General features: G+C 74.5%; 18 protein-coding genes. 5 read left to right on the forward strand and 13 right to left on the reverse strand.

What is annotated here, in order from left to right; all coding sequences use genetic code 11:
• Positions 1-152: 152 nt before the first annotated feature.
• Positions 153-1,460: a hypothetical protein gene (locus OG294_RS19740; RefSeq protein WP_327067831.1), complete on the reverse strand. Its 1,308-nt coding sequence runs from the start codon at positions 1,458-1,460 to the stop codon at positions 153-155.
• A gap of 182 nt (positions 1,461-1,642) precedes the next feature.
• On the reverse strand, positions 1,643-2,197 hold the full coding sequence (locus OG294_RS19745) for a GNAT family N-acetyltransferase (protein WP_327067832.1): 555 nt from the start codon (positions 2,195-2,197) through the stop codon (positions 1,643-1,645).
• Positions 2,198-2,381: 184 nt separating this feature from the next.
• Between OG294_RS19745 and OG294_RS19750 the strand changes: the two genes are divergently transcribed.
• Complete coding sequence (locus tag OG294_RS19750; RefSeq protein WP_327067833.1) at positions 2,382-3,272, forward strand: MerR family transcriptional regulator; 891 nt, start codon at positions 2,382-2,384, stop codon at positions 3,270-3,272.
• On the opposite strand, the gene OG294_RS19755 is transcribed toward OG294_RS19750, so the two are convergent.
• The 5 genes from OG294_RS19755 to OG294_RS19775 all read right to left on the reverse strand — a co-directional run bounded on the left by OG294_RS19755 (position 3,191) and on the right by OG294_RS19775 (position 9,765).
• Positions 3,191-4,543 (reverse strand): CoA transferase, encoded by a 1,353-nt coding sequence (locus OG294_RS19755; RefSeq protein WP_327067834.1) that lies wholly within the window; start codon positions 4,541-4,543, stop codon positions 3,191-3,193. The two genes, OG294_RS19750 and OG294_RS19755, sit on opposite strands and share 82 nt — an antisense overlap.
• 55 nt (positions 4,544-4,598) lie before the next feature.
• Complete coding sequence (locus OG294_RS19760; RefSeq protein ID WP_327067835.1) at positions 4,599-5,402, reverse strand: pentapeptide repeat-containing protein; 804 nt, start codon at positions 5,400-5,402, stop codon at positions 4,599-4,601.
• A 9-nt stretch (positions 5,403-5,411) separates the two neighbouring features.
• A complete protein-coding gene (locus OG294_RS19765; RefSeq protein ID WP_327067836.1) occupies positions 5,412-6,365 on the reverse strand; it encodes a LysR family transcriptional regulator in 954 nt (317 codons plus the stop codon).
• Positions 6,366-6,424: 59 nt separating this feature from the next.
• The gene (locus OG294_RS19770) at positions 6,425-7,210 is read right to left on the reverse strand and encodes a hypothetical protein (protein ID WP_327067837.1); all 786 of its coding nucleotides are present in this window, start codon (positions 7,208-7,210) and stop codon (positions 6,425-6,427) included.
• A 149-nt stretch (positions 7,211-7,359) separates the two neighbouring features.
• Entirely contained in the window at positions 7,360-9,765 is a 2,406-nt protein-coding gene (locus OG294_RS19775) for a glycosyl hydrolase family 18 protein (RefSeq protein WP_327067838.1), read from the reverse strand.
• Between the two features lie 340 nt (positions 9,766-10,105).
• On the opposite strand from OG294_RS19775, the gene OG294_RS19780 reads away from it, so the two are divergent.
• Positions 10,106-11,845, forward strand: coding sequence for a DUF4132 domain-containing protein (locus tag OG294_RS19780; protein WP_327067839.1), 1,740 nt, complete (start codon positions 10,106-10,108; stop codon positions 11,843-11,845).
• Positions 11,846-11,939: 94 nt separating this feature from the next.
• On the opposite strand, the gene OG294_RS19785 is transcribed toward OG294_RS19780, so the two are convergent.
• Positions 11,940-13,412, reverse strand: coding sequence for an MFS transporter (locus OG294_RS19785; RefSeq protein ID WP_327067840.1), 1,473 nt, complete (start codon positions 13,410-13,412; stop codon positions 11,940-11,942).
• Between the two features lie 158 nt (positions 13,413-13,570).
• On the opposite strand from OG294_RS19785, the gene OG294_RS19790 reads away from it, so the two are divergent.
• Positions 13,571-14,572 (forward strand): Lrp/AsnC family transcriptional regulator, encoded by a 1,002-nt coding sequence (locus OG294_RS19790; RefSeq protein WP_327067841.1) that lies wholly within the window; start codon positions 13,571-13,573, stop codon positions 14,570-14,572.
• 74 nt (positions 14,573-14,646) lie between these two features.
• Here OG294_RS19790 and OG294_RS19795 read toward each other — a convergent pair whose 3' ends face one another.
• Complete coding sequence (locus OG294_RS19795) at positions 14,647-15,651, reverse strand: ketopantoate reductase family protein (protein WP_327067842.1); 1,005 nt, start codon at positions 15,649-15,651, stop codon at positions 14,647-14,649.
• Between the two features lie 190 nt (positions 15,652-15,841).
• On the opposite strand from OG294_RS19795, the gene OG294_RS19800 reads away from it, so the two are divergent.
• Both OG294_RS19800 and OG294_RS19805 read left to right on the forward strand, forming a co-directional pair.
• On the forward strand, positions 15,842-17,131 hold the full coding sequence (locus tag OG294_RS19800; protein WP_327067843.1) for a cytochrome P450: 1,290 nt from the start codon (positions 15,842-15,844) through the stop codon (positions 17,129-17,131).
• A 43-nt stretch (positions 17,132-17,174) separates the two neighbouring features.
• Positions 17,175-17,570 (forward strand): hypothetical protein, encoded by a 396-nt coding sequence (locus OG294_RS19805; protein WP_327067844.1) that lies wholly within the window; start codon positions 17,175-17,177, stop codon positions 17,568-17,570.
• 110 nt (positions 17,571-17,680) lie between these two features.
• Here OG294_RS19805 and OG294_RS19810 read toward each other — a convergent pair whose 3' ends face one another.
• The 4 genes from OG294_RS19810 to OG294_RS19825 all read right to left on the reverse strand — a co-directional run bounded on the left by OG294_RS19810 (position 17,681) and on the right by OG294_RS19825 (position 21,381).
• Positions 17,681-18,769 (reverse strand): serine hydrolase domain-containing protein, encoded by a 1,089-nt coding sequence (locus tag OG294_RS19810; protein ID WP_327067845.1) that lies wholly within the window; start codon positions 18,767-18,769, stop codon positions 17,681-17,683.
• Positions 18,766-19,524 (reverse strand): serine hydrolase, encoded by a 759-nt coding sequence (locus OG294_RS19815; protein ID WP_327067846.1) that lies wholly within the window; start codon positions 19,522-19,524, stop codon positions 18,766-18,768. The genes OG294_RS19810 and OG294_RS19815 overlap by 4 nt, the downstream gene beginning before the upstream one ends.
• Before the next feature lie 109 nt (positions 19,525-19,633).
• Positions 19,634-19,825, reverse strand: a complete 192-nt coding sequence (locus tag OG294_RS19820) for an acyl-CoA carboxylase epsilon subunit (RefSeq protein ID WP_327067847.1) — start codon at positions 19,823-19,825, stop codon at positions 19,634-19,636.
• 11 nt (positions 19,826-19,836) lie between these two features.
• Entirely contained in the window at positions 19,837-21,381 is a 1,545-nt protein-coding gene (locus OG294_RS19825; protein ID WP_327067848.1) for an acyl-CoA carboxylase subunit beta, read from the reverse strand.
• Positions 21,382-21,467: the final 86 nt, after the last annotated feature.

Genomic DNA, 21,467 nt, shown 5'->3' on the forward strand with positions numbered 1-21,467 from the left:
ACACCGGCCCCTTCGGCCGGTCATCCTATGCGATCAGGTGGAACAACCGGGTCTTCCGAGTTCCGCGCACAGCGCTCCTGGGCCCGTCCGCTCAACCGCTCGGACGGACCCAGGAGGTGTGGACCACCGGTCCGGTCAACGGACCGAACAGGTCAGGCGTGCCGCGCACCGCCCTTGCGGCGGCGCAGCAGCACCAGGGTGCCGACACCGAGCGCGAAGACCGTGGCGCCCGTGACGGCGATCGGCACGGCGTCGCCACCACCGCCGGTGAAGGCCAGGCTCTTCTCGTCCGCGGCGGCGCTGGCCTGGGCCTGCTGCACGGCGGTGGCCGGGATCGGCAGGACGGCGGCGGCCGGCGGCTGGACCGGGAAGGGGGTCACGGTGTCGTCGGAGGAGGAAGAGGAAGGGGAGGAGGAGGGGCCGCCGGGCAGCGCGCTCGCGGGTGCCGGGGTGGACGGCGCGGGGGTGGCGGTCGCGCTGGCGCTCGGGGCCGGCGTGGCGGACCGGCTCGGGGTGGCGCTCGGCGTCGGCGTGGCGGACGCGCCGGTGCTCGGCGTCGGGGCCGGGGTCTGCGACGGGCTGGGCGAGGGGCTCGCGGAGCCGGACGGGGACGGCGAGGCGGAGGTGGACGGGGACGGCGAGGCGGAGGTGGACGGCGCGGAGGGCGAGGCCGGCGGCGTGGCCGGGCTGGACGGCGAGGCGCTGGGGGTGGCTGGCACCGTCGGCGAGGAGGACGGCTCGACCGTGGGCGAGGCGCTCCCGGTCGGGCTGTGCGAGGGCTTCGGGGTGCCGGGCGACACCACGCAGAAGTACGAGGGACGGCTCGCCGACATCTCCCCCGCCTGGGTCGGCTGCCGCTGCGCGTCCACCGGCGCCCAGTAGGAGACGAACTGCGCGAACGCCGGCCCGGTCGGGTTGTCCGCCGGCAGCCCGAGCCGGACCTTGATCGAGACCGACCGGCCCGCCTTGACGAAGATCAGCGCGCCCGGCGCGGGCGCCCCGTTCTGGTCCAGCGGCCCGAGCAGCCGCAGCGTGTTCAGGTAGGTCGGGACGGTGCTCGGCTGCCAGTCCTGCTGACCGCGGCGGTAGTCGACGGTGAGCGCGGTGGTGTCGAAGTCGCCGGCCTTGTCGTTCACCCGCAGCGCCGGGTAGAAGACCAGGTCGCTCTTGGAGGGGTTGGTCAGCTCGACGGTGAACTCGGTCGGCGCCGCGCCCGCGGTGATCCGGTCGCGCAGGCCCTGGACCTCCAGGCGCGGTCGGACCGCGGCCGGCACCGCCTGGTCGTCGCCCGTGGCCGGGGTGGCCGAGGGCGTGGGGCTGGTCGCCAGGATCGCCGGCAGCGCGAGGTGGGCGGAGAAGGGCGCGCTGAAGGGGGCAGCCGCCAGCGCGGCCGGAGCACCCGTCAGCACCGCGGAGGAGGCAAGGGTGCCGACCGCGGCCAGAGCGAGAGAACGACGCATGGGTGTGTGCACCTCATCATCAGAATGCCGCGCCCATGGGGAGCCCCCACCAGAAGCCGTCCGGAACGCGATCGTGTGCCGTCGGGCCGCTGGAGACCCACCCCGGGCCGACGGAGATTTCGACGGAGAATATCGGACGAACTGCTTTTGCAGAAAGTGGGGTTGAAACTCCCAGCTGACTCTCAGTTTGGCCCGGTCAGGCGCTCCTCGGGCTGCGGGCGGTCGGCGTGGAGATGGAGGAGTTCGCGCAGGAACGGGTCGAGTCGCAGGCCGTGGTCGATGAGTCCGAGCCGCTGCGCAACCGCGCGCGAACCGGTGTTGTGCGCGTGGATCCAGGCGAAGACCGGCAGTTCGGGCCGCCGCCGGTGGGCCGCATCGATCGCTGCCCGGGACAGCTCGGTGGCGTAGCCGTGGCCCCAGTGCGCGGGCGCCAGGCGGTAGTAGAGGTTCCAGTGCCCGCGGCCCTGGACCTGCACGCCGCCGACGCCGACCACCTCCCCGGTGGTGCGCAGCCGCGCCGTCCAGTAGCCGCTCCCCTCCTCCTCCCAGCGCGCCGCCGCCCGCTCGATCCAGTCCCTGGTCTGCGCGATCCCGGTGTGCCGGCCCGCGGGTTGATGACGCCACACCTCGGGGTCGCGGTTGATCGTGTGCAGCGCGTCGAGGTCGTCCAGGTGCACCGGGCGCAGGTCGAGCCGCTCGGTGGCGACCGCACCCGGCGCGGGAGGGTTCTCGCTCATCCGGGGAGCGTACGCACCGGGCCGGGTCGACCCGCGCCCGGCCCGGTGCTGCTGAGGACGGATCAGCCCCGGGCACGTCAAGACGACCTATCGCGTCCTGCTCCGGAGGAAACGATCCATCGCGTTTCGGGGGCAGCTCGTAGGTTGACCCTCACACCGTGTCAGGCGCTGGAGTGGAGCCATCATGTTCACCATTGGAGACTTCGCCCGGCACGGCCGGGTCTCGGTCCGCATGCTGCGTCACTACGACGCCATCGGGCTGCTGCGCCCCGCACAGGTCGACCCGGTCAGCGGCTACCGCTTCTACCGCGCCGAGCAGCTCGCCCGGCTGAACCGGGTGATCGCGCTCAAGGAACTCGGCTTCACCCTCCAGCAGGTCCAGTCGATCCTGGACGAGCGGGTGGACACCGAGGAACTGCGCGGGATGCTGCGGCTGCGCCGGGCCGAACTGGCCGAGACGGTGGCGGCGGCGACCGCCCGGCTGACCCAGGTCGAGGCGAGGCTCCGAACGATCGCGAGCGAGGGACACATGCAGAACGACGACGTGGTGGTCAAGCCGATCCCGGCGGTCCGGGTGGCCGAGCTGCAGGCCGTGGCCGCCGGCTACGAGCCGGAGCACATCACCCCGGTCATCGGGCCGCTCTTCGACGAGCTGTGCCGGCGGGTGGCCGAGTCCGGGCTGCCCCCGGCCGGGCCGACCATCGCCTACTACGAGCCGGCCGGGGACGGTTCGGAGGCCGTGCTGGTGCACGCGGCGTTCCCGGTGAGCGCCCCGGCCACGCTGCCGCGGCACCCGGCCGGGTTCGCGATCACCGACCTGCCCGCACTGCCGGCCGCCGCCACCATCGTGCACCGCGGCGCGATGGACGAGGTGCTCGGGACCGCGCAGACGCTGGCCCGCTGGATCGACGCCAACGGGTGGCACTCGGCCGGGTTCGCCCGGGAGCTCTACCTGGAGTGCCCGGACGACCCTGGGCAGTGGGTGACCGAGCTTCAGGAGCCGGTGGTCCAGGCCGGGGCGTCGGTGCCCCAGCGGGTCGGGCCCGCGGACCAGGTGCCCGGGGCGCCGGCGTAGCCGATCGGGGGCCGGGCGTGCCGGAGCAGGCCGTACGGGCCGGGGGTCTCGGCCAGGTGCGGGTGCGCGCCCGGCGCGGCGGCGGCGGCCCCGGGCTCGGGCGTGGACGCGGGCAGGCCGAGCAGCCACTGGGCGGCGCCGGCCAGCGAGTGGCGCAGCAGCGTCCCGGCGCCGGTGCGCTGGCGCTCGGTCAGCGCCCGCAGTACACCGGCTGCCAGCAGGTAGCCGGTGCCGTGGTCGAGCGCCTGGGCGGGCAGCACGCCGGGGCGCCCGTCCGGCCCGGCCTCGATCAGCGCGATCCCGCAGCCGGCCTGCACCAGGCTGTCGAAGCCGCGGCGCCCGGCCCAGGGCCCGTGCCGGCCCCAGGCGCAGAGCTGGGCCACCACCAGGTGGGGCGGCAGGTCGGCGGGCGCCAGCCCGTAGCGGTCGAGCGCCCCCGGGCGGTAGCCGGTGACCAGCACGTCGGCGGTGGCGACCAGCTCGCGCAGCACGGCCCGGTCGGCGGGCACGGAGGCGTCGAGCAGGGTCGAGCGCTTGCCGAACCCGGTGTCGGCGTGGGCGTCCTCGCTCTCCGGCAGCCGCGGGGAGTCGACGCGCAGCACGTCGGCGCCGAGCAGCGCCAGCGTGCGGGTGGCGACGGGGCCGGCGATGACCCGGGTGAGGTCCAGCACCCGCACCCCGGCGGCGGGCAGCGCGGCGGGGGCGAGCCGGCGCTCGCCGCTGCCGCGCGCGGTGCGCTCGACCAGCGGGTGCTCGGTCGGCTCGGCCGGCCGCACCGCCACCGCCAGTGCGCCGGCGGCGTACGCGCTCTCCTGCACCTCCAGCGCCGAGCGCCCCGCGAGCTCGGCGGCGAGCTGCTCGGGGCCGGTGTCGGGCCCGCGGCCGAGCGCGGCCAGCAGGCGCTCGCGGTGGTGCGGGTAGTTGGCGTGCGTGCGGACCCACCCGTCGGCGGTGCGCCAGAACCCGGAGAGCGGCGCGAAGCTGGTCGGCGCCCGCCCCTCGATCCGCAGGTGCCGCTCGCTGACGAAGGCCGGGGCCACCGCCGCCTCGTCCACCGTCACGGCCGGCCGCGGCCCGCCGTTGCGCTCCGCCAGCAGCTCGGCCGCCGCCAGCGAGCAGACCCCGACCGTGGCGCCGGCGAACTCCCGCACCGGCAGTCGGCTCTCCAGCACCCCGGGCGCACGCTGGTAGCGCACGCCGCTCGTCAGCTCCGGTGCACCGCCGAGCGCGGACCAGGCCTGGGCGGTGGGGAGGTCTTCGCGATCTGTCACCCCGTCATTCTGCTCCCGGGCGGGCCTGCGGCGGGAGGGGGTGACGGGGTGGGAGTCACCAGTGGGACGGGCGGGTCAGGCCGGTGGGGAGCTTGGTGGCGGCGTCGCCCCGGGCGGCGGTGAGCTGGGGCTGGGTGAGGAAGATGGCGCCGGTGAGGTCGGCGCCGTGGAGCCGGGCGTCGCGCAGGTCGGCGCCGATCAGGTCGGTGCAGCGCAGGTCGGCGCCGGTGAGGTCGGCGGCGATCAGGTAGGTGCCGCGCAGGGTGGCACCGGCGAGCTGGGCCTTCGCGAGCTTGGCACCGATCAGGTCCGCGCCGCGGCGGTCGCGCTTCTTGCCGGGGATGGTGGCCCGGACCAGGTCGCCGGCCTGGAGCAGCAGGGTGTTGACCCGCTGGCGGTGGGCGGGGACGTCGAGAGCGAGCAGCTCGGCGGGGGCGGCGGCGGTCAGCGCGGTGGTCTCGGCCCGCAGCTCGCCCAGCGCGGGGTGCAGCCGGGCGGCCGGGGCGGCGGCGAGCGCCTGGTCGAGGTACCAGAGCAGTTCGCGCAGCTGGCGCACGACCGGGAAGACGTCGAACATCTCGCGCGCCGTCTGCGGGGCCGTGCGCCAGTCGGTGCCGCCGAAGGTGACCTGGGAGACCTGCTGGCCGGCGCCGAAGCAGTCGTAGACCGTGCAGCCGGTGAAGCCCTTCTCCCGCAGCCGGGTGTGGATGCCGCAGCGGAACTCGGTGTCCAGGTTGCGGCAGGGCTTGCCGGCCTCCTTGGTGATCGCGAAGTCCGCCGAGGCCGTGAAGGGCAGCGCAACGCAGCACAGGCCGAAGCAGCTGGCGCAGTCGCCGGTCAGGGCGGTGGGCTCGGTCACGAAGGTCCTCTATTCGGGGTGGGCCGGGCCATCGAGTAGAACCGACGCACGGGGGACCCGTCCAATCGGTTCGGGCGGGGCCGGCAGGGCGGGCAGCAGGGCGGCGCCGCGCAGCTCGCGGATCAGGGCGCGCACGGCCAGCGTGCCGGCCAGCTCCGGGGTGGTGACGTAGCCGACCGTGCGGGTCGGGCGCTCGGGGCCCAGGTCGGTGAGCGCGACGGTGGCGGGGGCGTCCAGCACGGCCAGGCGCGGCATGATCGCCATGCCCATCCCGCGCGCGACCATCGAGAGCACCACGCTGTCCTCGCCGGCGTCGAGCCGGGCGGCCGGGAGCCAGTCCTGCCGGGACCACCAGGTGCGGGTGTAGGAGGAGCAGTTCTCCGCCCAGTCGATCAGCGGCAGCGAGCGCGGGTCGACCCGCCCGACGGGGTGGACCAGCGAGTACTCCTCCTCGAACAGCTCGCCCGCGACCAGCCCCTCCGGCAGCCGGTAGTTGCCGCTCAGGGTCGCGATGCCGAGGTCGGCCCGCCCGGCGTGGACCTCGCCGGCGGTGCCGGGCCCGACCTCGGGGACGATCCGCACCTCGGGGGCCAGGGCCGGGTGGGCCGCCCGCAGGCGGGTGAGCACCGTGGGCAGCAGGTGCACGGCGGCGCTGCGGAAGGCGGCGATCCGCAGCGGTCCGCCGACCGCCCCGGTGCTCGCGCCGCGCGCCTCGGCGGGCAGCGCGTCGAGCAGCCGCAGGATCCGGCGGGCGTGCGCGGCGGCGCGCTCCCCGGCGGGGGTGGGACGGGCGCCGTGCCGGCCGCGGTCGAAGAGGACCGCGCCGATCTTGCGCTCACAGGCGCTGACGGCGTGTGAGACGGCGGACTGGGTCAGGCCGAGCGCCTCGGCGGCGGCGGTGAAGCTGCCCCGGTGCTCGACGGCGACCAGGATCCGCAGCTCGCGGATGGCGAGATCGTTCACGCCGCCCACCGTACTGCGCCCGCCCCGGGTGCCGGGGCGGGCGCCGTACGGGGGTGGGGTCAGAGCTGGTCGGGGTGCGGGGCGTAGCTCGGGTGGCTCGGCTGCTGGGCCGGCGCGCCCGGGTAGGACGGCTGGGCGCCGCCGTACGGGTTCTGCCCGGCGGGCGGCTGCTGGGCCGGGAACGGCTGAGCGGCGGGCGGCTGCTGACCCGGGAACGGCTGAGCGGCGGGCGGCTGCTGACCCGGGAACGGCTGAGCGGCGGGCGGCTGCTGACCCGGGAAGGGCTGGGCGGGCGCCTGCGGCGGGAACGGCTGCCCGGCGGGCGGCTGCTGGCCCGGGAACGGCGGCTGGACGCCCTGCGGCATGAGGGGCCGGCCCAGCGGGTCCGGCGCGGTGGGCGGCACCGAGCCGTCCGCCATCGCCCCGGGCGGGAAGGCCGCCGCGAGCTGGTCCATCTCGTTGCGCCAGTAGCGGTGGATGTTCAGCCGCTTCGGCTTGCTGTCGGTGGGCAGCTGGAGGTACATCGAGCTCCAGATGGTGGCCCGCTTGACCCGGCTGACCGGGAAGGCGTGCCGCGGGAAGACCGCCACCACCTCGCCCGGGCGGTTGGTCCAGCGGCTGGCCACGTTGACCACCACCGAGCTGCTGGTGAGGGTGAGGAAGTAGAACCGCCGGGTCAGCGCGACGAGCAGGCCCAGGCCCGGGACCTCGTCGAAGATCGCGTTGAGCCACGGGCTCGGCCCGGTCTCCACGTGCACGCAGGCGATGAAGGTCTCCCCGGGCGGCGCCACCTGGGACAGCTTCTCGATGACCTGAGCCTTCTGCTTGGCCCGGCGAATTGCCATGGTTTCCGTTCCTCTTCCCCGTCTGTCCACCGCCTCGTGCCGCGGTGAAATCGGCTGAGATTAGCAGGTCGTGATGGCCGGTCGAACACCTGACGGCCCCCGGTGCGCGGTGCGCTCCGGGGGCCGCCGGGACCGTTCGGGACGGGCTGCTACTTCATGCTGCCGGTCATCGCCTTGACCAGGCTGCCCGACGGGTCGTCAGCCTCCAGCGAGTAGGCGAAGATTCCGCCCAGGCCCTTGCTGGTGGCGTACGCGCCGCGGGCGGTGATGGCCTGCGGGGTGTCACCGGTGTAGAGGTTGGTGCCGTCGTAGATCCACGAGCTCTGCGTGACCGGGTCCCAGTGCACGTTGGCCGCGGTGGTCTTGCCGGTGGCCACCAGCTCCTTCCAGAAGGCCACGCCGGCCGCCTGGCTGGTGCTCTGCGCGGCGGACGGGCCGGTGGCGCTCTGGTAGAGGCCGTTGGTGCTGCCGGCCGGCACGCCGGTCCAGCCGCGGAAGTAGAACGGCACGCCCAGCACCAGCTTCGAGGCCGGGAAGCCGCCCTTGATCCCGTACGCCGGGTCACCGTTGATGAAGGCGTTCACCGCGTTGTCGACGGTGTACTTCTCGGTGCCGGGGGCGATCGGGGTGCTCGGGTCGCCCGGGCTGTTGTAGAGCGGGTCCTGCAGGTTGGTGGGACCGGTCGCGTCCCAGGCACCGTGCATGTCGTAGCTCATGATGTTGCCGTAGTCCAGGTACTTGCCGATCTGGTCGGTCTGGACGTTGGTGATCTTGTCCTGGCCGCTCGGCAGCGCCGCGGTGAGCAGGAAGTGCTTGCCGATGCTGCTGCCGTAGGCGTCCAGCTCGTTGCGGAACTCGGCGAGCAGCGCGGTGTAGTCGGCGGTGTCGGCGGCCGAGTAGTGGTTGCCCGCGTGGCCGCCGGAAGAGGCCGGGTACTCCCAGTCGATGTCGATGCCGTCGAAGATGCCCGCGGCCGAGCCGGTGCCGCCGGAGGCGTCGCCGGAGACGCCGGTGGGCAGGTTGCCCTTGATGAACATGTTGATGCAGGAGGAGACGAACTTCTTGCGCGAGGCGTCGGTGGCGGCCACGTCGGAGAAGTACTTCGAGTAGGTCCAGCCGCCCAGCGAGAGCGTGAAGCGCAGGTTCGGGTACTTGGCCTTCAGCTCGCGCAGCTGGTTGAAGTTGCCCTTGATCGGCTGGCTCCAGGCGTCGTTGCCGCCGTCCACGCTGTTGGCCGAGGTGTAGGACTTCTGGTAGTCCGCGAAGGCGTCGCCCGCACCGTCACCCGCGTTCGGGTCGCTGTCGTTGGTGTCGGCGGCCTTGATGGTCTCGAAGCAGGTCTGGTTGGTCGGGTCGATGTTCTCGAACGCGTAGATCATCACGTTCAGGCCGGAGGCCGCGCCGCTGGCCGCCACCGTGCTCGGGTAGTACTGGTTGCCGTAGATGCCCCACTGCGAGAAGTACGCGGACTTCACCGCGCCGGTGGGCTGGGCGCCGGTGGTGACGGCGACCGGGGCGGACTGGGCGCTGCTGTGCCCCGCCACGTCGTAGCCCTGGACGGTGAAGGTGTAGGCGGTGTTCGGCAGCAGCGAGCTGACGGTGACCGAGGTGCCCATCGAGGTGGCGACCAGGTTGCCGCCCGAATAGACGTAGTACGCCGGGACGTTGCCGTTCTGGCCGCCGTCGGCGGCGGCGGACCAGTTCAGCGTGACGGTGTTGTTGCTGACGGCGGCGGTGACCCCGGTGGGGGTGCTGACCAGGCCGTCGCCGCCGGGCGCGGTGCCGGTGCCGGGGCCGGCGGTGGGGCTCGCGGTGGGCGAGGCGCTCTGGGTGGGGCTCGCGCTATGCGACGGCGAGGCGCTCTGGCTCGGCGAGGCGCTCTGCGACGGGCTCGCGCTCTGCGACGGCGAGGCGCTCTGGCTCGGCGAAGCGCTCTGCGACGGGCTCGCGCTCTGGCTCGGCGAGGTGCTCTGGCTCGGCGAAGCGGTGCTGCCCGCCGGGCCGGTGAGCGCCAGGTCGTCCGCGTAGTACGTCCCCTGGCCGTACCAGCCGTGCACCCAGACCGTCACCGAGGTGGTCGAAGCACCGGTGGTGAAGGCGGTGTTGAGGTCGGCCCAGGCGGCACTGGAGGAGGTCCAGGTGCTGGTGTCGGTGGTGCCGGTGCCGGTCACGCCGAGGTAGGCGTAGCTGCCCTTCAGCCAACCGGTCAGGTTGTAGGCGGTGTTCGGGGTGACCGTCACGGTCTGCGCGCACTGCGCGGTGTCCGCGGCGGAGGCGGCGCCCGCCAGCGCGTAGCTGCCGCCGTGCGGGGAGGTGGTGGTGATGCTGCCGAGGCCGCTGGAACAGGTCCAGCCGGACAGCGTGCCGGTCTCGAAGTCGCCGTTGGCCAGCAGGTTGGCGCTCGCGGCCGAGGCGGAACCGCCGGCCAGGGCGGCCAGACCGGCCGCGCCGGCCACCAGGGCGGTGGCGGTGGCGAGCACGGTGGCGCTTCTGAACGGGCGCCGGGCGGTCTGGGGCCGCTCGGCCGGCCGCGCGGCGGGGCTGCGTTCGGGCATGGTCGCTCCAGGGAGTCACGCCCGGCCGAAGGGCACCGGACGCCGTGTGGGGGAGGTGTACCTGGGTCAGGGCGGGGCGCAGTCGCCTGATCTGGTTCCGCGGATTGGCGCAGAACGTATGCCCAGTCCACCGGCCGGGTCAACAGGTCTGTACCAATCTGCAATCTGATGAACCATCCGACCGGCCCAAACGTCCGAGTTCGTCCGGCAATGGACCTCGCTCGGTCGAACAGGTCTGTACCTGTTCGACCGGTGCGGCGGCGGTCGGCGCACTGCCACGGGTGCCACCCGGCGTGGTCGGGCAGGGGCGAGTGCGGTAGGACTGCGAACGACGACGGGGGTGAGGATCGTGCTTCGGTGGTGGCATCGGTTCGGTCAGGGCCGGGAGTTCCCACGGACGTGGGGCGACGGAGGCGGCGAGCCGTTCGAGCCGCGCGAGCTGGGCCGGGCGCTGGCCAGGGCCGGCGCGGCCGACGGGCGCTCCCGGCCGGATCCCGGCCGACCGGGGCAGCAGCGGCCCGCGCCGCACACCGCCGCCCTGCTCGCCGGACTGCCCGCCGAGACCCTGCGGGCCATCGCGCTGCGGCTCCAGCAGGAGCGCAGCGGCCTGCTGGCGCGGGACCACGAGTGGGCGGCGGGCGCGGTGCTGTGCGCGACGCACTGCGGCTGGCGGCCGGCGGAGGTCCACCAGCTGTTCGCCACCGCCCTGCTGGGGGTGGACCCGGTCCGCCCGGGGGCCACCGACTGGGTGACCGCCGAGCGCAGCCTGGAGCTGCCGCTGGCCGCCTGCGCGGAACTGGACCCGCCCGAGCGCGAGCCGTTCCAGCCGTACCTGCGCACCCTGCTCGCCGCCCGGTCCGGCTGCCGGGCCGACCTCGGCACGCCGGACGGCCGGCCCACCGCCGAGCAGGCGGCCTTCGCCGAGCGGCTGCGCGCGCTGGTGTCCACCCCGTTCGACCCCGACCCGCTGCTGCCCTGGGGCCCGGACCTGGGCGCCGGGGACGAGCTGTTCGCCCGCTCGGCCCGCTGCGGGCTCGGCGCCCGGCTGTACGAGGAGCCCGCGCTGCGGCTGCTGGAGCTGTGCGCGCAGACCACCGAGCTGCGGCCCGGCTATCAATGGCTGGGCCGGGCCAAGGAGTTGTCCGAGCTCACGCCGGACCTGCGGCAGCCGCTGCGGATCCTGCTGGCGGCCGGGCGCGGCGGGCCGGCCGACTGCCGGCCCGCCGGTCAGCCGCACCCGGGAGAACTCGGTGAGCGCAGTGCCCACGTGCTGGCCGCGCTGGCCTGGGTCGCGGTGGTCACCGAGGACACCAAGGCGCTCCACCAGCTCAGCCGCGCCCTGGAGCACCACGGGCGCGCCGCGCTCGGCGACCTGCGGCCGGCCGCCTCGCACTTCGTCCGCTCCGGGATGGCGGCCCTGGCCGCGCTCGCCGGGGAGCCGGGCGCCGGAGCGCACCGCCGGCTGTTGGCGGGCAACTCGCCGGCCGCCACCAGGCTGGCCCGCGAGGAGCTCGCCGCGGTCCGCGACCTGCCCGCGGGTGCCGACCCGACGGCGCTGCGGGTGCCGGTCGGCCCGTACACGGCCTCCTTCGTGATCGGCGCCAAGGGCACGGTGGAGCTGCGGTTCCGCAACCAGGCGGGCCGGCTGCTGAGCGGCGTCCCCTCCCAGGTGCGCGAGCGGCACCCCGCCCGGTACGCCGCGCTGCGCACCCGGCTCGCCGAGCTGCGCACCCAACTGGTGACCTACCGCGGCATGTTGGCCGAGCGCCTGCACGCCGACCCCGGCACACCGGCGGCCCGGTGGCAGGCCGACCACCTGGGCGATCCGGCGCTCGCCCAGCTCGGCTGTGCCCTGGTCTGGCACATTGACACACCGTCAGGCCCGGTGCTGGGCCGACCGGTCCGCCGCAAGGGCGCCACCCACTGGATGCTGCGCGACCTGGCGGGGCGGATGCACGAACTGGCCGACGACACGCTGGTGCGGCTCTGGTCCCCGGCGGCGGACGAGGCGGAGCAGGCGGCCGCCTGGCGGGCCGAGCTGGCCCGGCACGGGCTGGCGCAACCGGTGCCGCAGGTGTGAGGGAGCGCCGCACGAGGGCCGGTCGGCCCGAACAGCAGCGCCGCCCGCCGCGGATCGGTGATCCGGGACGGGCGGCGCGGGGCCGGCCTCGGTGTCAGGCCTTCGCCGCAGTCGCAGCCGCAACCGCGGGGGCCGCCTCCGCCGGGGCCGCCGCGGCCTGGCCGGGCGCCCAGGCGCCGGGGACCGGTGCCGGGCGGCGCACCAGCGCCAGCACCAGCACCCCGGCCACCAGACCGGCGCAGCCCGCCACCAGGAAGACCCGGTCCAGCCCGGCCGCGAAGGCCGCGTGCAGGTCGGGGCGGCCGGCGGCGTGCCCGGTGAACTGCCGCACCCGGTCCTGGAACACCGTGCCGAGCAGCGCGATGCCGAGCGCATAGCCCAGCTGGCGACCGGTGTTGACCGCGCCGCTGGCCATCCCGGCCCGCTCGCGCGGCACCGAGGCCAGCGCAGTGGACATCAGCTGCGGGGTGGCCAGGCCCACGCCCACCCCGCTGACCAGCAGACCGGGCAGCAGGGCCGTCCAGTTGGAGCCGGCCGAGACCAGGCCGAGCAGCAGCGTGCCGCCGCCGATCAGCAGCAGGCCGACGCCGATCGGCAGCTGCGGCGCGAGCCGGTGCACCGCCTTGCCGGTGGCCAGCGACACCGCGAAGGAGGCCAGTGCCAGCGGGCAGACGGCCAGGCCCGCGTTGAGCGGTGTCAGGTCCAGCGCCTGCTGCAGCCAGATCGAGACGTAGGTGAGCTGGGCGAAGGCAGCGGCGTTGAGCAGCAGGCCGCCCACCGTCAGCCCCAGGAAGGTGCGGTTGCGCAGCAGCGCCAGGTCCAGCAGCGGGTGCCCGGCGCGCAGCTCGGCCACCGCGAAGACCACCAGCGCGAGGACGCCGAGGGCGAGCGGGCCGAGCACCTGCACGCTGCCCCAGCCCTTGTCGCCGCTCTCGATCAGCCCGTAGACGAGCGAGCCGGCGAAGACGGTGAAGCTCAGCGCACCGGCCAGGTCGATCCGGCCGCGGGTCACGCCCGAGCCGCCCTTGAGGTAGCCGAGGGTCATCGCCAGCGCGAGGACCGCGACCGGCACGTTGACCATGAAGATCGCGCGCCAGCCGAACTGGTCGGTGAGCAGGCCGCCGAGCACCGGGCCGACCGCGGCCGCCGCGCCGTTCACGGCACCCCAGACGGCGAACGCGGTGCCGCGGTCACGGCCCTGGTAGGCGCCGTTCAGCAGGGCGGTGGTGGAGGTCATCATCGCGGCGCCGCCGATGCCCTGGGCCGCGCGGGAGGCGATCAGGGTGGCCGCGTCGGGCGCCAGCGCGCAGGTCAGCGAGGCGACGGCGAAGAGCACCAGGCCGCCGAGGTAGAGCCGCCGGTGGCCGAGCCGGTCGCCGAGCGAGCCCAGCGCCATCAGCAGCGCGGCCAGGGTCAGCGCGTAGATGTCCACCACCCACTGCAGGGAGGTGAAGGAGGAGTGCAGGTCGACGGACATCTTCGGCAGGGCCACGTTCACGATGCTGACGTCGACGAGCAGCATGAAGGCGCCCAGGCAGATGGCTGCCAACGGTATCCACTTGCGCACGGTGTTCTCTCCGGTCAGAGCAGAGGGCCACTGGCGGGTCTGCCACCCGCCGGCGGCCCGGACGATGTCGATCGGTGCCCACCCTGCGCCGTCGAGGCGGGGTTTCCTCAGCCGGCGGACCAGCCCCGGTGGATTTCGACATCACCTACGCTGGAGCGGTGGATTCCGACACCTTCGACAGAATCGACCGCGAGCTGGTCCACGCCCTCCAGCTCAACGCCCGAGCGCCCTTCAGCCGGATCGCGGCCGTGCTCGGCGTCTCCGACCAGACCGTGGCCCGCCGCTACACCCGGCTGCGCGGCAGCGGCCGGATCCGGGTCCTGGGCCTGACCCACCCCGAGGCGCTGGGCGAGGTGCGCTGGCACGTGCGGGTGCAGTGCACCCCCGACGCGGCCTCCTCGGTGGCCGAGGCACTGGCCCGGCGCAACGACACCTCCTGGGTCACGCTCAGTTCGGGCGGCACCGAGATCAACTGCTCCACCCGCGCCCACCCCGACCAGGCCGACCACTCGCTGCTGCTCCAGCGGCTGCCGCGCACCCCGAGCGTGGTCGGCGTCACCGCGCACTGCGTGCTGCACACCTTCTTCGGCGGCGCGATGAGCATGGTGATGAAGACCGACACGCTCAGCGCCGAGCAGGTGGCGGCGCTGGGCCCACTGCCCGCCGCCGCCACCGTGCCCACCGGACCGCCGAGCGGACCGCCCCCGGTGCTCGACGCGGCCGACCGGCGGCTGCTCGACGCACTGGCCGTGGACGGGCGCACCCCGCCGGCCGAACTCGCCGCCGCCACCGGCTGGTCGCTCAGCACGGTGCGCCGCCGGCTGGAGGAGCTGGAGGCCTGCGGGGTGCTCTACTACGACCTGGAGGTGCACTGGCGGCTCTTCGGCGTGCGGGCCCAGACCATGCTCTGGCTCTCGGTGGCGCCGGCCGAGCTGGCCGCCACCGGCACGGCGCTGGCCGAACACCCGGAGGTGGCCTACGCCTGCGCGACCACCGGGGCGACCAACCTGCACGCGGTCGTCCTGACCCGGGACGCGCAGGCCCTCTACACCTACCTGACCACCAGGATCGCCTCGCTGCCCGCGGTGCGGCAGTTGGAGACCGCGCCGACCATGCGGCTCGTCAAGGGCCCGGGGCCGCTGCCGCTGGCACGCCGCTAGGGCCTCTCTTTCGGATCTTGCGCGCCCGGCAAGATCCGAAAGAGCGGCCCTGGGCGGCAGCGACCCCGGTGCGCTCAGACCAGGCCGACCGCGGCGGCCAGCTCCTCGCCGGTCAGGCTGCCCGGGGCCCGGCGCTCGCGCGCGCTCGCGTTCGCCAGCCGCTGGAGCGCCTCGTTGACCGGCACCGGCACCCCGTGCAGCCGCCCGAGCAGCACCATCTCGCCGTTCAGATGGTCGGCCTCGATCGAGCCGGTGCCGCGGGCCAGGCTCTGCCAGGAGGAGCCGCCGGTCGCCGCCCCCGAGACCGGCGGCTTCTCCACCTTGCCGGTGCGCATGTCCGCCATCTCGGCGGCGTCCGCCCGTGCGATCCCGGCGGCGTCCAGCACCCGGTCCGCCTCCGCCACCGCCTCCCGGGCCACCCGCTGGGCGGCCGGGTCGCCGCCCGTGCCGCAGAGCGCCTCGACGGTGGTGACCAGGTTGGTGACCAGCTTGCCGTACTTCCAGTACATGACGTCGGGGGCCAGCGGCGCGAGGAAGCCGGCCTTCACCAGGTCCTCGCCGATCGCACGCAGCGTCCCGTCCGCCTCGGCGCGCGGCGGGTAGTGGCCCAGGGTGAGCATCCCGGTGTACGGGGTGCAGGGGGCGGTGATCGAGCCGGCCGCCAGGTAACTGGCCGGCAGCAGCACGCACATGCCGTACACCCGGGCGAAACGGCGCAGCGCCAGGCGCTCGTTCTCCACCCCGTTCTGCGCGATGACCAGCGGCAGCCGCTCGCCCGCCGTGCCGCCGCCGGCGACCGGACGGTCCGCCCAGGCGACCAGCGCCGCCTCGGTGTCCTGCGTCTTGACCGCGAGCACCAGCACGTCCTCCGGCGCGAGTTCGACCCCCTGCGGCCCCTGGGCCACCGGCACCGGGAGCACCCGGGTGCCCAGGTCGGGGGTGGTCAGCGCCAATCCCTGCTCGTGCAGGGCCTGGTACTGGCTGCCGCGCGCCACCAGGACCACCTGGTGCCCGCTCTCGTGCAGCCGCCCGCCGATGGTGCCGCCGATCGCGCCGGCGCCGATGATGATGTACCGCATTTCCCTGGCTCCCCTCGTCGTTCCCGTGCGGGGCAGGTCCTGGTACCCCCGCGCGCCCCGCCGCAGACCAGGTCACCGTACCGTTCGTGCCCGCCGCTTCACCGGGCCGGGCCGGGAGCCGCCCGGGGGCCGGGCCGAAGGCCGTGGGATAAATATTGACAGTTCTGCCACTTTCTCTATGGTGGACCGTATGACGCAGCCAACCCAGGCCGGTCCGGCCCTGTCTGACGAACCATCAGATCTTCCGTCGCTCCCCCGCCGGCGCGGCTGCCCGTTCGACCCCGACCCCGCGTACGCGCGACTGCGCGAGGAGCAGCCGGTCAGCCGGATCGCCTTCCCCAGCGGCGGCTCCGGCTGGCTGGTCACCCGCTGGGCCGACGCCCGGGCGGTGCTGGCCGACCCCGCCTTCAGCTCCCGGCTCAGCACCGGCTCCCCGCACGTGCGCCGGACCCTCGTCCCGCTGCCCGAGCAGGCGCTGCCGGGAGCGCTGCTGCGCCTGGACGGCGCCGAGCACCGGCGCTACCGGCGACCGGTGATGCGGGCGTTCACCGTCCGGCGGGTGCAGCAGCTGCGGCCGCGGATCGAGCGGATCGTCGAGGAGCACCTGGCCGCGATGGAGCGCGCGGCCGCGGCCGGCGGCGGGGCACCGGTCGACCTGGTGGCCGAACTCGCGCTCCCGGTCACCTCGCTGGTCATCTGCGAGCTGCTCGGGGTGCGCTACGAGGACCGCGCCACCTTCCAGCGCCTGGCCGGGCAGCTGCTGACCATCGACGTCACACCGGAGCAGTCCGTGCAGGCCCGGCTGGAGCTGGGCGCCTTCCTGTCCGAACTGGTCGCCGCCAAGCGGCTGGACCCCGGCGCCGACCTGCTCAGCACGCTGGTCGCGGAGGCCGACGCCGATCCCGAGGGCCCGCTGAACGACCAGGCCCTCACCGTGCTCGGCTCGCTGCTGCTGATCGCCGGCCACGAGACCACCGCCAACATGATCTCGCTCGGCACGCTCGCCCTGCTCCAGCACCCCGGGCAGCTCGCCGCCCTGCGCGCGCAGCCCGAGTTGGGCGAGGGCGCGGTGGAGGAGCTGCTCCGCCACCTGACCATCATCCAGTTCGGCCTGCTCCGGCTCGCCACCCAGGACACCACCGTGGGCGGTCGGTCGATCCGCGCCGGCGAGCAGGTGGTCGTCGCGCTGCCCGCCGCCAACCGGGACCCGGGACTCGGGCTCGGGCTGCCCGGCGCCGGCGAACCGCTGACGGACCCGGAGCACCTGGACATCACCCGCCCGCCGACCGCGCACCTGGCCTTCGGCCACGGACCGCACCAGTGCCTGGGCCAGCAACTCGCGCGCGCCGAACTGCAGATCACCCTCGGCGCGCTCTTCGCCCGGTTCCCCGGCCTGCGCCTGGCCGAGCCGCTGGAGCAGGTCCCGTTCCGCGACGACATGATCATCTACGGCGTCCACCGCCTGCTGGTGACCTGGTGACGCACCGGCCCGCGGCAGGGCCGCAGGCACTACTCTGTCGGCCATGTCGAAACTTGATGGTCTGCTGGTCGACATCGCCGCCATGGTGGAGTCCGAGCGCAGCAATCAGATGCCCATGACAGTGGTCGTGCCGGGAGCGGTCATCACCGGCCGGCTGGCACCGGAGAGCCTGTGGCGCGAGCGGGTGGCCGAGGTGCTCGCGACCTCGGAACACCTCAAGCCCTTCGCCGCCCTCTTCGCGGCCCCCACCGCACCCGGCAGCGCCACCACGCACGTCGCCGAGCGGACCGCCGGCGAGCCGACCCACCTGCACCTGCACCTCGCCCGGATCCTGCAGGGCAGCTTCGGGCTGCCGCACACCGGCGGCATGTACCGCATCGCCATCGCGGACGTGAGCAGTTGGACGGTCGGCGACCTCAGTTACTCGGACGACCAGTAGCCCGCCGCCGCGCCGGCCGCTGCGCCTGACCACGGCACCGGGTCAGGCGCAGTGGCCGCACCGGCGCAGTAGCGGGTCAGGCGCAGCACCGGGTCAGGCACAGCTCCCGGTCAGGCACAGACCAGCGCGCGGAAGGCGTTGCGGATGTCGGTGAGCGGCTGGCGTTCGCGCGTCCAGAACACCTTGTTGGTCAGCAGCACCGCCCAGCGGCCCAGCCCCGGGACGAGCCACAGGGCGGTGCCGGTGAAGCCGTAGTGCGTCCAGACCCCCTCGGCCGGGCCGGTGCCGGGCGCCAGGTGCCAGAACAGCCCGCGCTGCGGCTCCAATCGGCCGGTCTGGACGCGCAACGACTCCGCCGTCCAGGCCGCGCCGACGCCGACCCGGTCGGCACCGGCCCGTCCGCCGGTGGTCCGCCCGGCACCGGGGGCGAGCAGGTGGCGCAGGTAGACGCCGAGGTCGTCGGCGGTCGAGAAGACCCCGGCGATGCCGCAGACCCCGCCGAGCAGCCGCGCCGAGGGGTCGTGCACGGTGCCCTGCCAGTGCTCCCCGCTCGCCTGGTCCAGCTCGGTGGGCGCGCAGCGGGCCGCCGCCGCGGCGGGCAGCGGGCCGAACCGGGTGGCGTGCATGCCGAGCGGGTCCCAGATCCGCTCGGTGACGTGCCGGTCCAGCCGCTCGCCGGTCAGGTGCTCCACCAGGTAGCCGAGGATCAGCGCGGCCCGGTCGGTGTACTCCACCGCCTCGCCGGGCGGCCGGTGCGGGGCCGCCCGCAGCACGCCGGTGCGGATCGCCGCCGGGTCGCGTCCGTACAGCGCCTCCAGCTGGGTCCGCAGCGGCACCCCGGCGGTGTGCGTGAGCAGTTGGCGGGCGGTGACCCGGCCCAGCGGGTGGCCGGCCGGCTCGGGCCAGTAGCTCCCGATCGGCTGGTCCAGCGGCAGCCGGCCGTCCTCCCACAGGGCGCCGAGGACGGACCAGACGGCGAGGACCTTGGTCAGGCTGGCCAGGTCGAAGAGGGTGTCCGCCCGCATCGGCCGCTCGGGCCGCCGGGGATCCGGCACGCCCACCGCGCCGCCCGTCAGGCGTCCGCCGGCGTCCCCCACCGCCCAGACCGCGCCGGGGTACACGTGCTCGCGCACACCCTCGGCCAGCAGTCGGTGGATCCGTTCGGTGTCGGGCGCCCAGCAGCAGGTCGGCTCGGTCACGGCCGCCCGCCCGCCAGCTCGTGGCGCCGCGCCCAGGCCCGGGCGGACAGGCGCGCCAGCAGGGCGGCGGCCGGGTCCCCCTCGGCGTCCCCCGAGGCCAGCGGGCCGGTGTAGCAGACCGCGAGCAGATAGGGCGCGGTGTCGGGCGGTCGCACCAGGCCCACGCTGTGCCGCACGCCGGTGAACCAGCCGTTCTTGAAGGCGATCCGGGTGCCGGGCGGCAGCCCGGCCGCCAGGTCCACCCGCCAGGTGTTGCGCTCCAGCAGCCCGAGCGGCTCCGGTTCCAGCGACCGCACCAGCCGGAGCAGGTCCAGCGCGGTGACCTCGTTGCGCACCCCGGCCGCACGGGCCCGGGCGTCCTCGATGCCGCGCGGGCTCGCGCTGTGCGTCGCACCGGCCGCCCGCCAGGCCCCGGCGACCGCCGCCCCGCCGACCTGGGCCAGGCAGAGGTTGGTGGCCAGGTTCGACGAGTGGGTGATCATCCGCTCGGCCAGCCAGCGCAGCGGGGCCCGGCCCTGCCCGATGCGCTGCCAGGGCTCCGGATCGCTGTCGTAGCCGGGGTCGTTGGCGAAACTGCCGCCGACCGCGGATTCGAACCGGTTCACCACCGGCACCTCGGCGTCCAGGTCGAGTCCGCTGCGGTGCAGCGCGGCCAGCACCGCGACCTTCATGGTGCTGGCCGCCTCGTGCGGCTCCTGGGCGTTGTGCAGCACCACCGGTCGGCCGTGCAGTGGCCCAGCGGCAACAGACAGCATCCACGCCTCCGTTCGGTTCGCCCGGGCAGGCGCCCGCCGGCACCCGCACCGTGACGCCCCTCACCGTGACGGAGCGCCCCGGTCCCCGTCAATGCCGACGCGCCCGGCGTCACCCGCCGCGCTCCGCGCGGCTGTGCCAGCTGTGCGGGGCCTCGAAGGTGTCCGGCTGCCAGGCGCTGCCGGCACCGGTGGCGCGCGGGGCCGCTCCGGCCGCGGCACGCGCCAGCAACACGGCGGTGAGCACGGCCAGTTCCTCCGCCGTCGCCCGGCCCCGCAGGACCTGGATCTCGATCGCCGTCATCGCCCGGCCCCCTACTGCGGCGGGTTGCCGTGCTTGCGGGACGGGCGGTCGGCGTGCTTGGAGCGCAGCATCTCCAGCGACTGGATCAGCACCTGACGGGTCTGGGCCGGGTCGATCACGTCGTCCACCAGGCCGCGCTCGGCGGCGTAGTAGGGGTGCATCAGCTCGGTGCGGTAGGCCTTGACCAGCTCGGCCCGCTTGGCCTGCGGGTCGTCGGCCTCGGCGATCTGCTGGCGGAAGATGACGTTGGCCGCGCCCTCCGCGCCCATCACGGCGATCTCGTTGATCGGCCAGGCGTAGGTCAGGTCCGCGCCGATGGACTGCGAGTCCATCACGATGTACGCCCCGCCGTAGGCCTTGCGCAGGATCAGCGAGATCCGCGGCACGGTGGCGTCGCAGTACGCGTAGAGCAGCTTGGCGCCGTGCCGGATGATGCCGCCGTGCTCCTGGTCGACCCCGGGCAGGAAGCCGGGCACGTCCAGCAGCGTGACGATCGGGATGCTGAACGCGTCGCAGAGCTGGACGAAGCGGGCGGCCTTCTCGGAGGCGGTGATGTCCAGGACGCCGGCCAGCGACTGCGGCTGGTTGGCGACGATGCCGACGACCCGGCCGCCGAGGCGGGCCAGCACGCAGATGACGTTGGTGGCCCAGCGCTCGTGCACCTCCAGGTACTCGCCGTGGTCGACGATCTCCTCGATCACCTTGCGCATGTCGTAGGGGCGGCTACCGTCGACCGGGACCAGGTCCAGCAGCGCCTCGCAGCGCCGGTCGGCCGGATCGTCGCAGCTCTCCGCGGGCGGGGTCTCCCGGTTGTTCTGCGGCAGCAGCGACAGCAGGTAGCGCACCTCGGCGATGCAGGACTCCTCGTCGTCGTAGGCGAAGTGGGCCACCCCGGAGCGCTCGGCGTGGACGTCGGCACCGCCCAGCCCGTTCTGGCTGATCTCCTCGCCGGTCACCGCGCGGACCACGTCGGGCCCGGTGATGAACATCTGCGAGGTGTCGCGGACCATGAAGACGAAGTCGGTCAGCGCCGGGCTGTAGGCCGCACCGCCCGCGCACGGCCCGAGCATCACGGAGATCTGCGGGATCACCCCGGAGGCCCGGGTGTTGCGGCGGAAGATGCCGCCGTAGCCGGCCAGCGCGGTGACGCCCTCCTGGATCCGGGCTCCCGCACCGTCATTGAGGGAGACCAGGGGCGCGCCCGCGTTGAGCGCCATGTCCATGATTTTGTGGATCTTCGCCGCGTGCGCCTCGCCCAGCGCGCCGCCGAAGATCCGGAAGTCGTGGGCGTAGACGAAGACCGTCCGCCCGCCGACGGTTCCCCAGCCGGTGATCACGCCGTCGGTGTAGGGCTTCTTCAGCTCCAGACCGAAGCCGGTCGCCCGGTGCCGGCGCAGCGGCTCCACTTCGCAGAACGAATCCTCGTCCAGCAGCAGGGCGATGCGCTCACGTGCCGTCAGTTTTCCTTTGGCCAGCTGCGCGGCGGTGGCCCGCGCGCTGGGTCCGGCCAGCACCTCTTGCCGTATATGTGCCAGCTCCTCGATCTGGGATATCATCTCTTCCCTTCCATTCGGCCGGGCACGGGACGCGGTACGGTCCAGGAACAGATGTGAACTCCCGTCCCGATCAACGGGATTCCACT

It is taken from the genome of Kitasatospora sp. NBC_01302 (assembly GCF_035976515.1).
Classification (GTDB): Bacteria; Actinomycetota; Actinomycetes; order Streptomycetales; family Streptomycetaceae; genus Kitasatospora.

Excerpts from the sequence above, each read along its gene's own strand:
- OG294_RS19740 (WP_327067831.1), bottom strand. The coding sequence starts at position 1,460 with ATGCGTCGTTCTCTCGCTCTGGCCGCGGTCGGCACCCTTGCCTCCTCC.
- OG294_RS19745 (WP_327067832.1), bottom strand. The coding sequence starts at position 2,197 with ATGAGCGAGAACCCTCCCGCGCCGGGTGCGGTCGCCACCGAGCGGCTC.
- OG294_RS19750 (WP_327067833.1), top strand. The coding sequence starts at position 2,382 with ATGTTCACCATTGGAGACTTCGCCCGGCACGGCCGGGTCTCGGTCCGC.
- OG294_RS19770 (WP_327067837.1), bottom strand. The coding sequence starts at position 7,210 with ATGGCAATTCGCCGGGCCAAGCAGAAGGCTCAGGTCATCGAGAAGCTG.
- OG294_RS19775 (WP_327067838.1), bottom strand. The coding sequence starts at position 9,765 with ATGCCCGAACGCAGCCCCGCCGCGCGGCCGGCCGAGCGGCCCCAGACC.
- OG294_RS19795 (WP_327067842.1), bottom strand. The coding sequence starts at position 15,651 with ATGCGGTACATCATCATCGGCGCCGGCGCGATCGGCGGCACCATCGGC.
- OG294_RS19800 (WP_327067843.1), top strand. The coding sequence starts at position 15,842 with ATGACGCAGCCAACCCAGGCCGGTCCGGCCCTGTCTGACGAACCATCA.
- OG294_RS19805 (WP_327067844.1), top strand. The coding sequence starts at position 17,175 with ATGTCGAAACTTGATGGTCTGCTGGTCGACATCGCCGCCATGGTGGAG.
- OG294_RS19815 (WP_327067846.1), bottom strand. The coding sequence starts at position 19,524 with ATGCTGTCTGTTGCCGCTGGGCCACTGCACGGCCGACCGGTGGTGCTG.
- OG294_RS19820 (WP_327067847.1), bottom strand. The coding sequence starts at position 19,825 with ATGACGGCGATCGAGATCCAGGTCCTGCGGGGCCGGGCGACGGCGGAG.
- OG294_RS19825 (WP_327067848.1), bottom strand. The coding sequence starts at position 21,381 with ATGATATCCCAGATCGAGGAGCTGGCACATATACGGCAAGAGGTGCTG.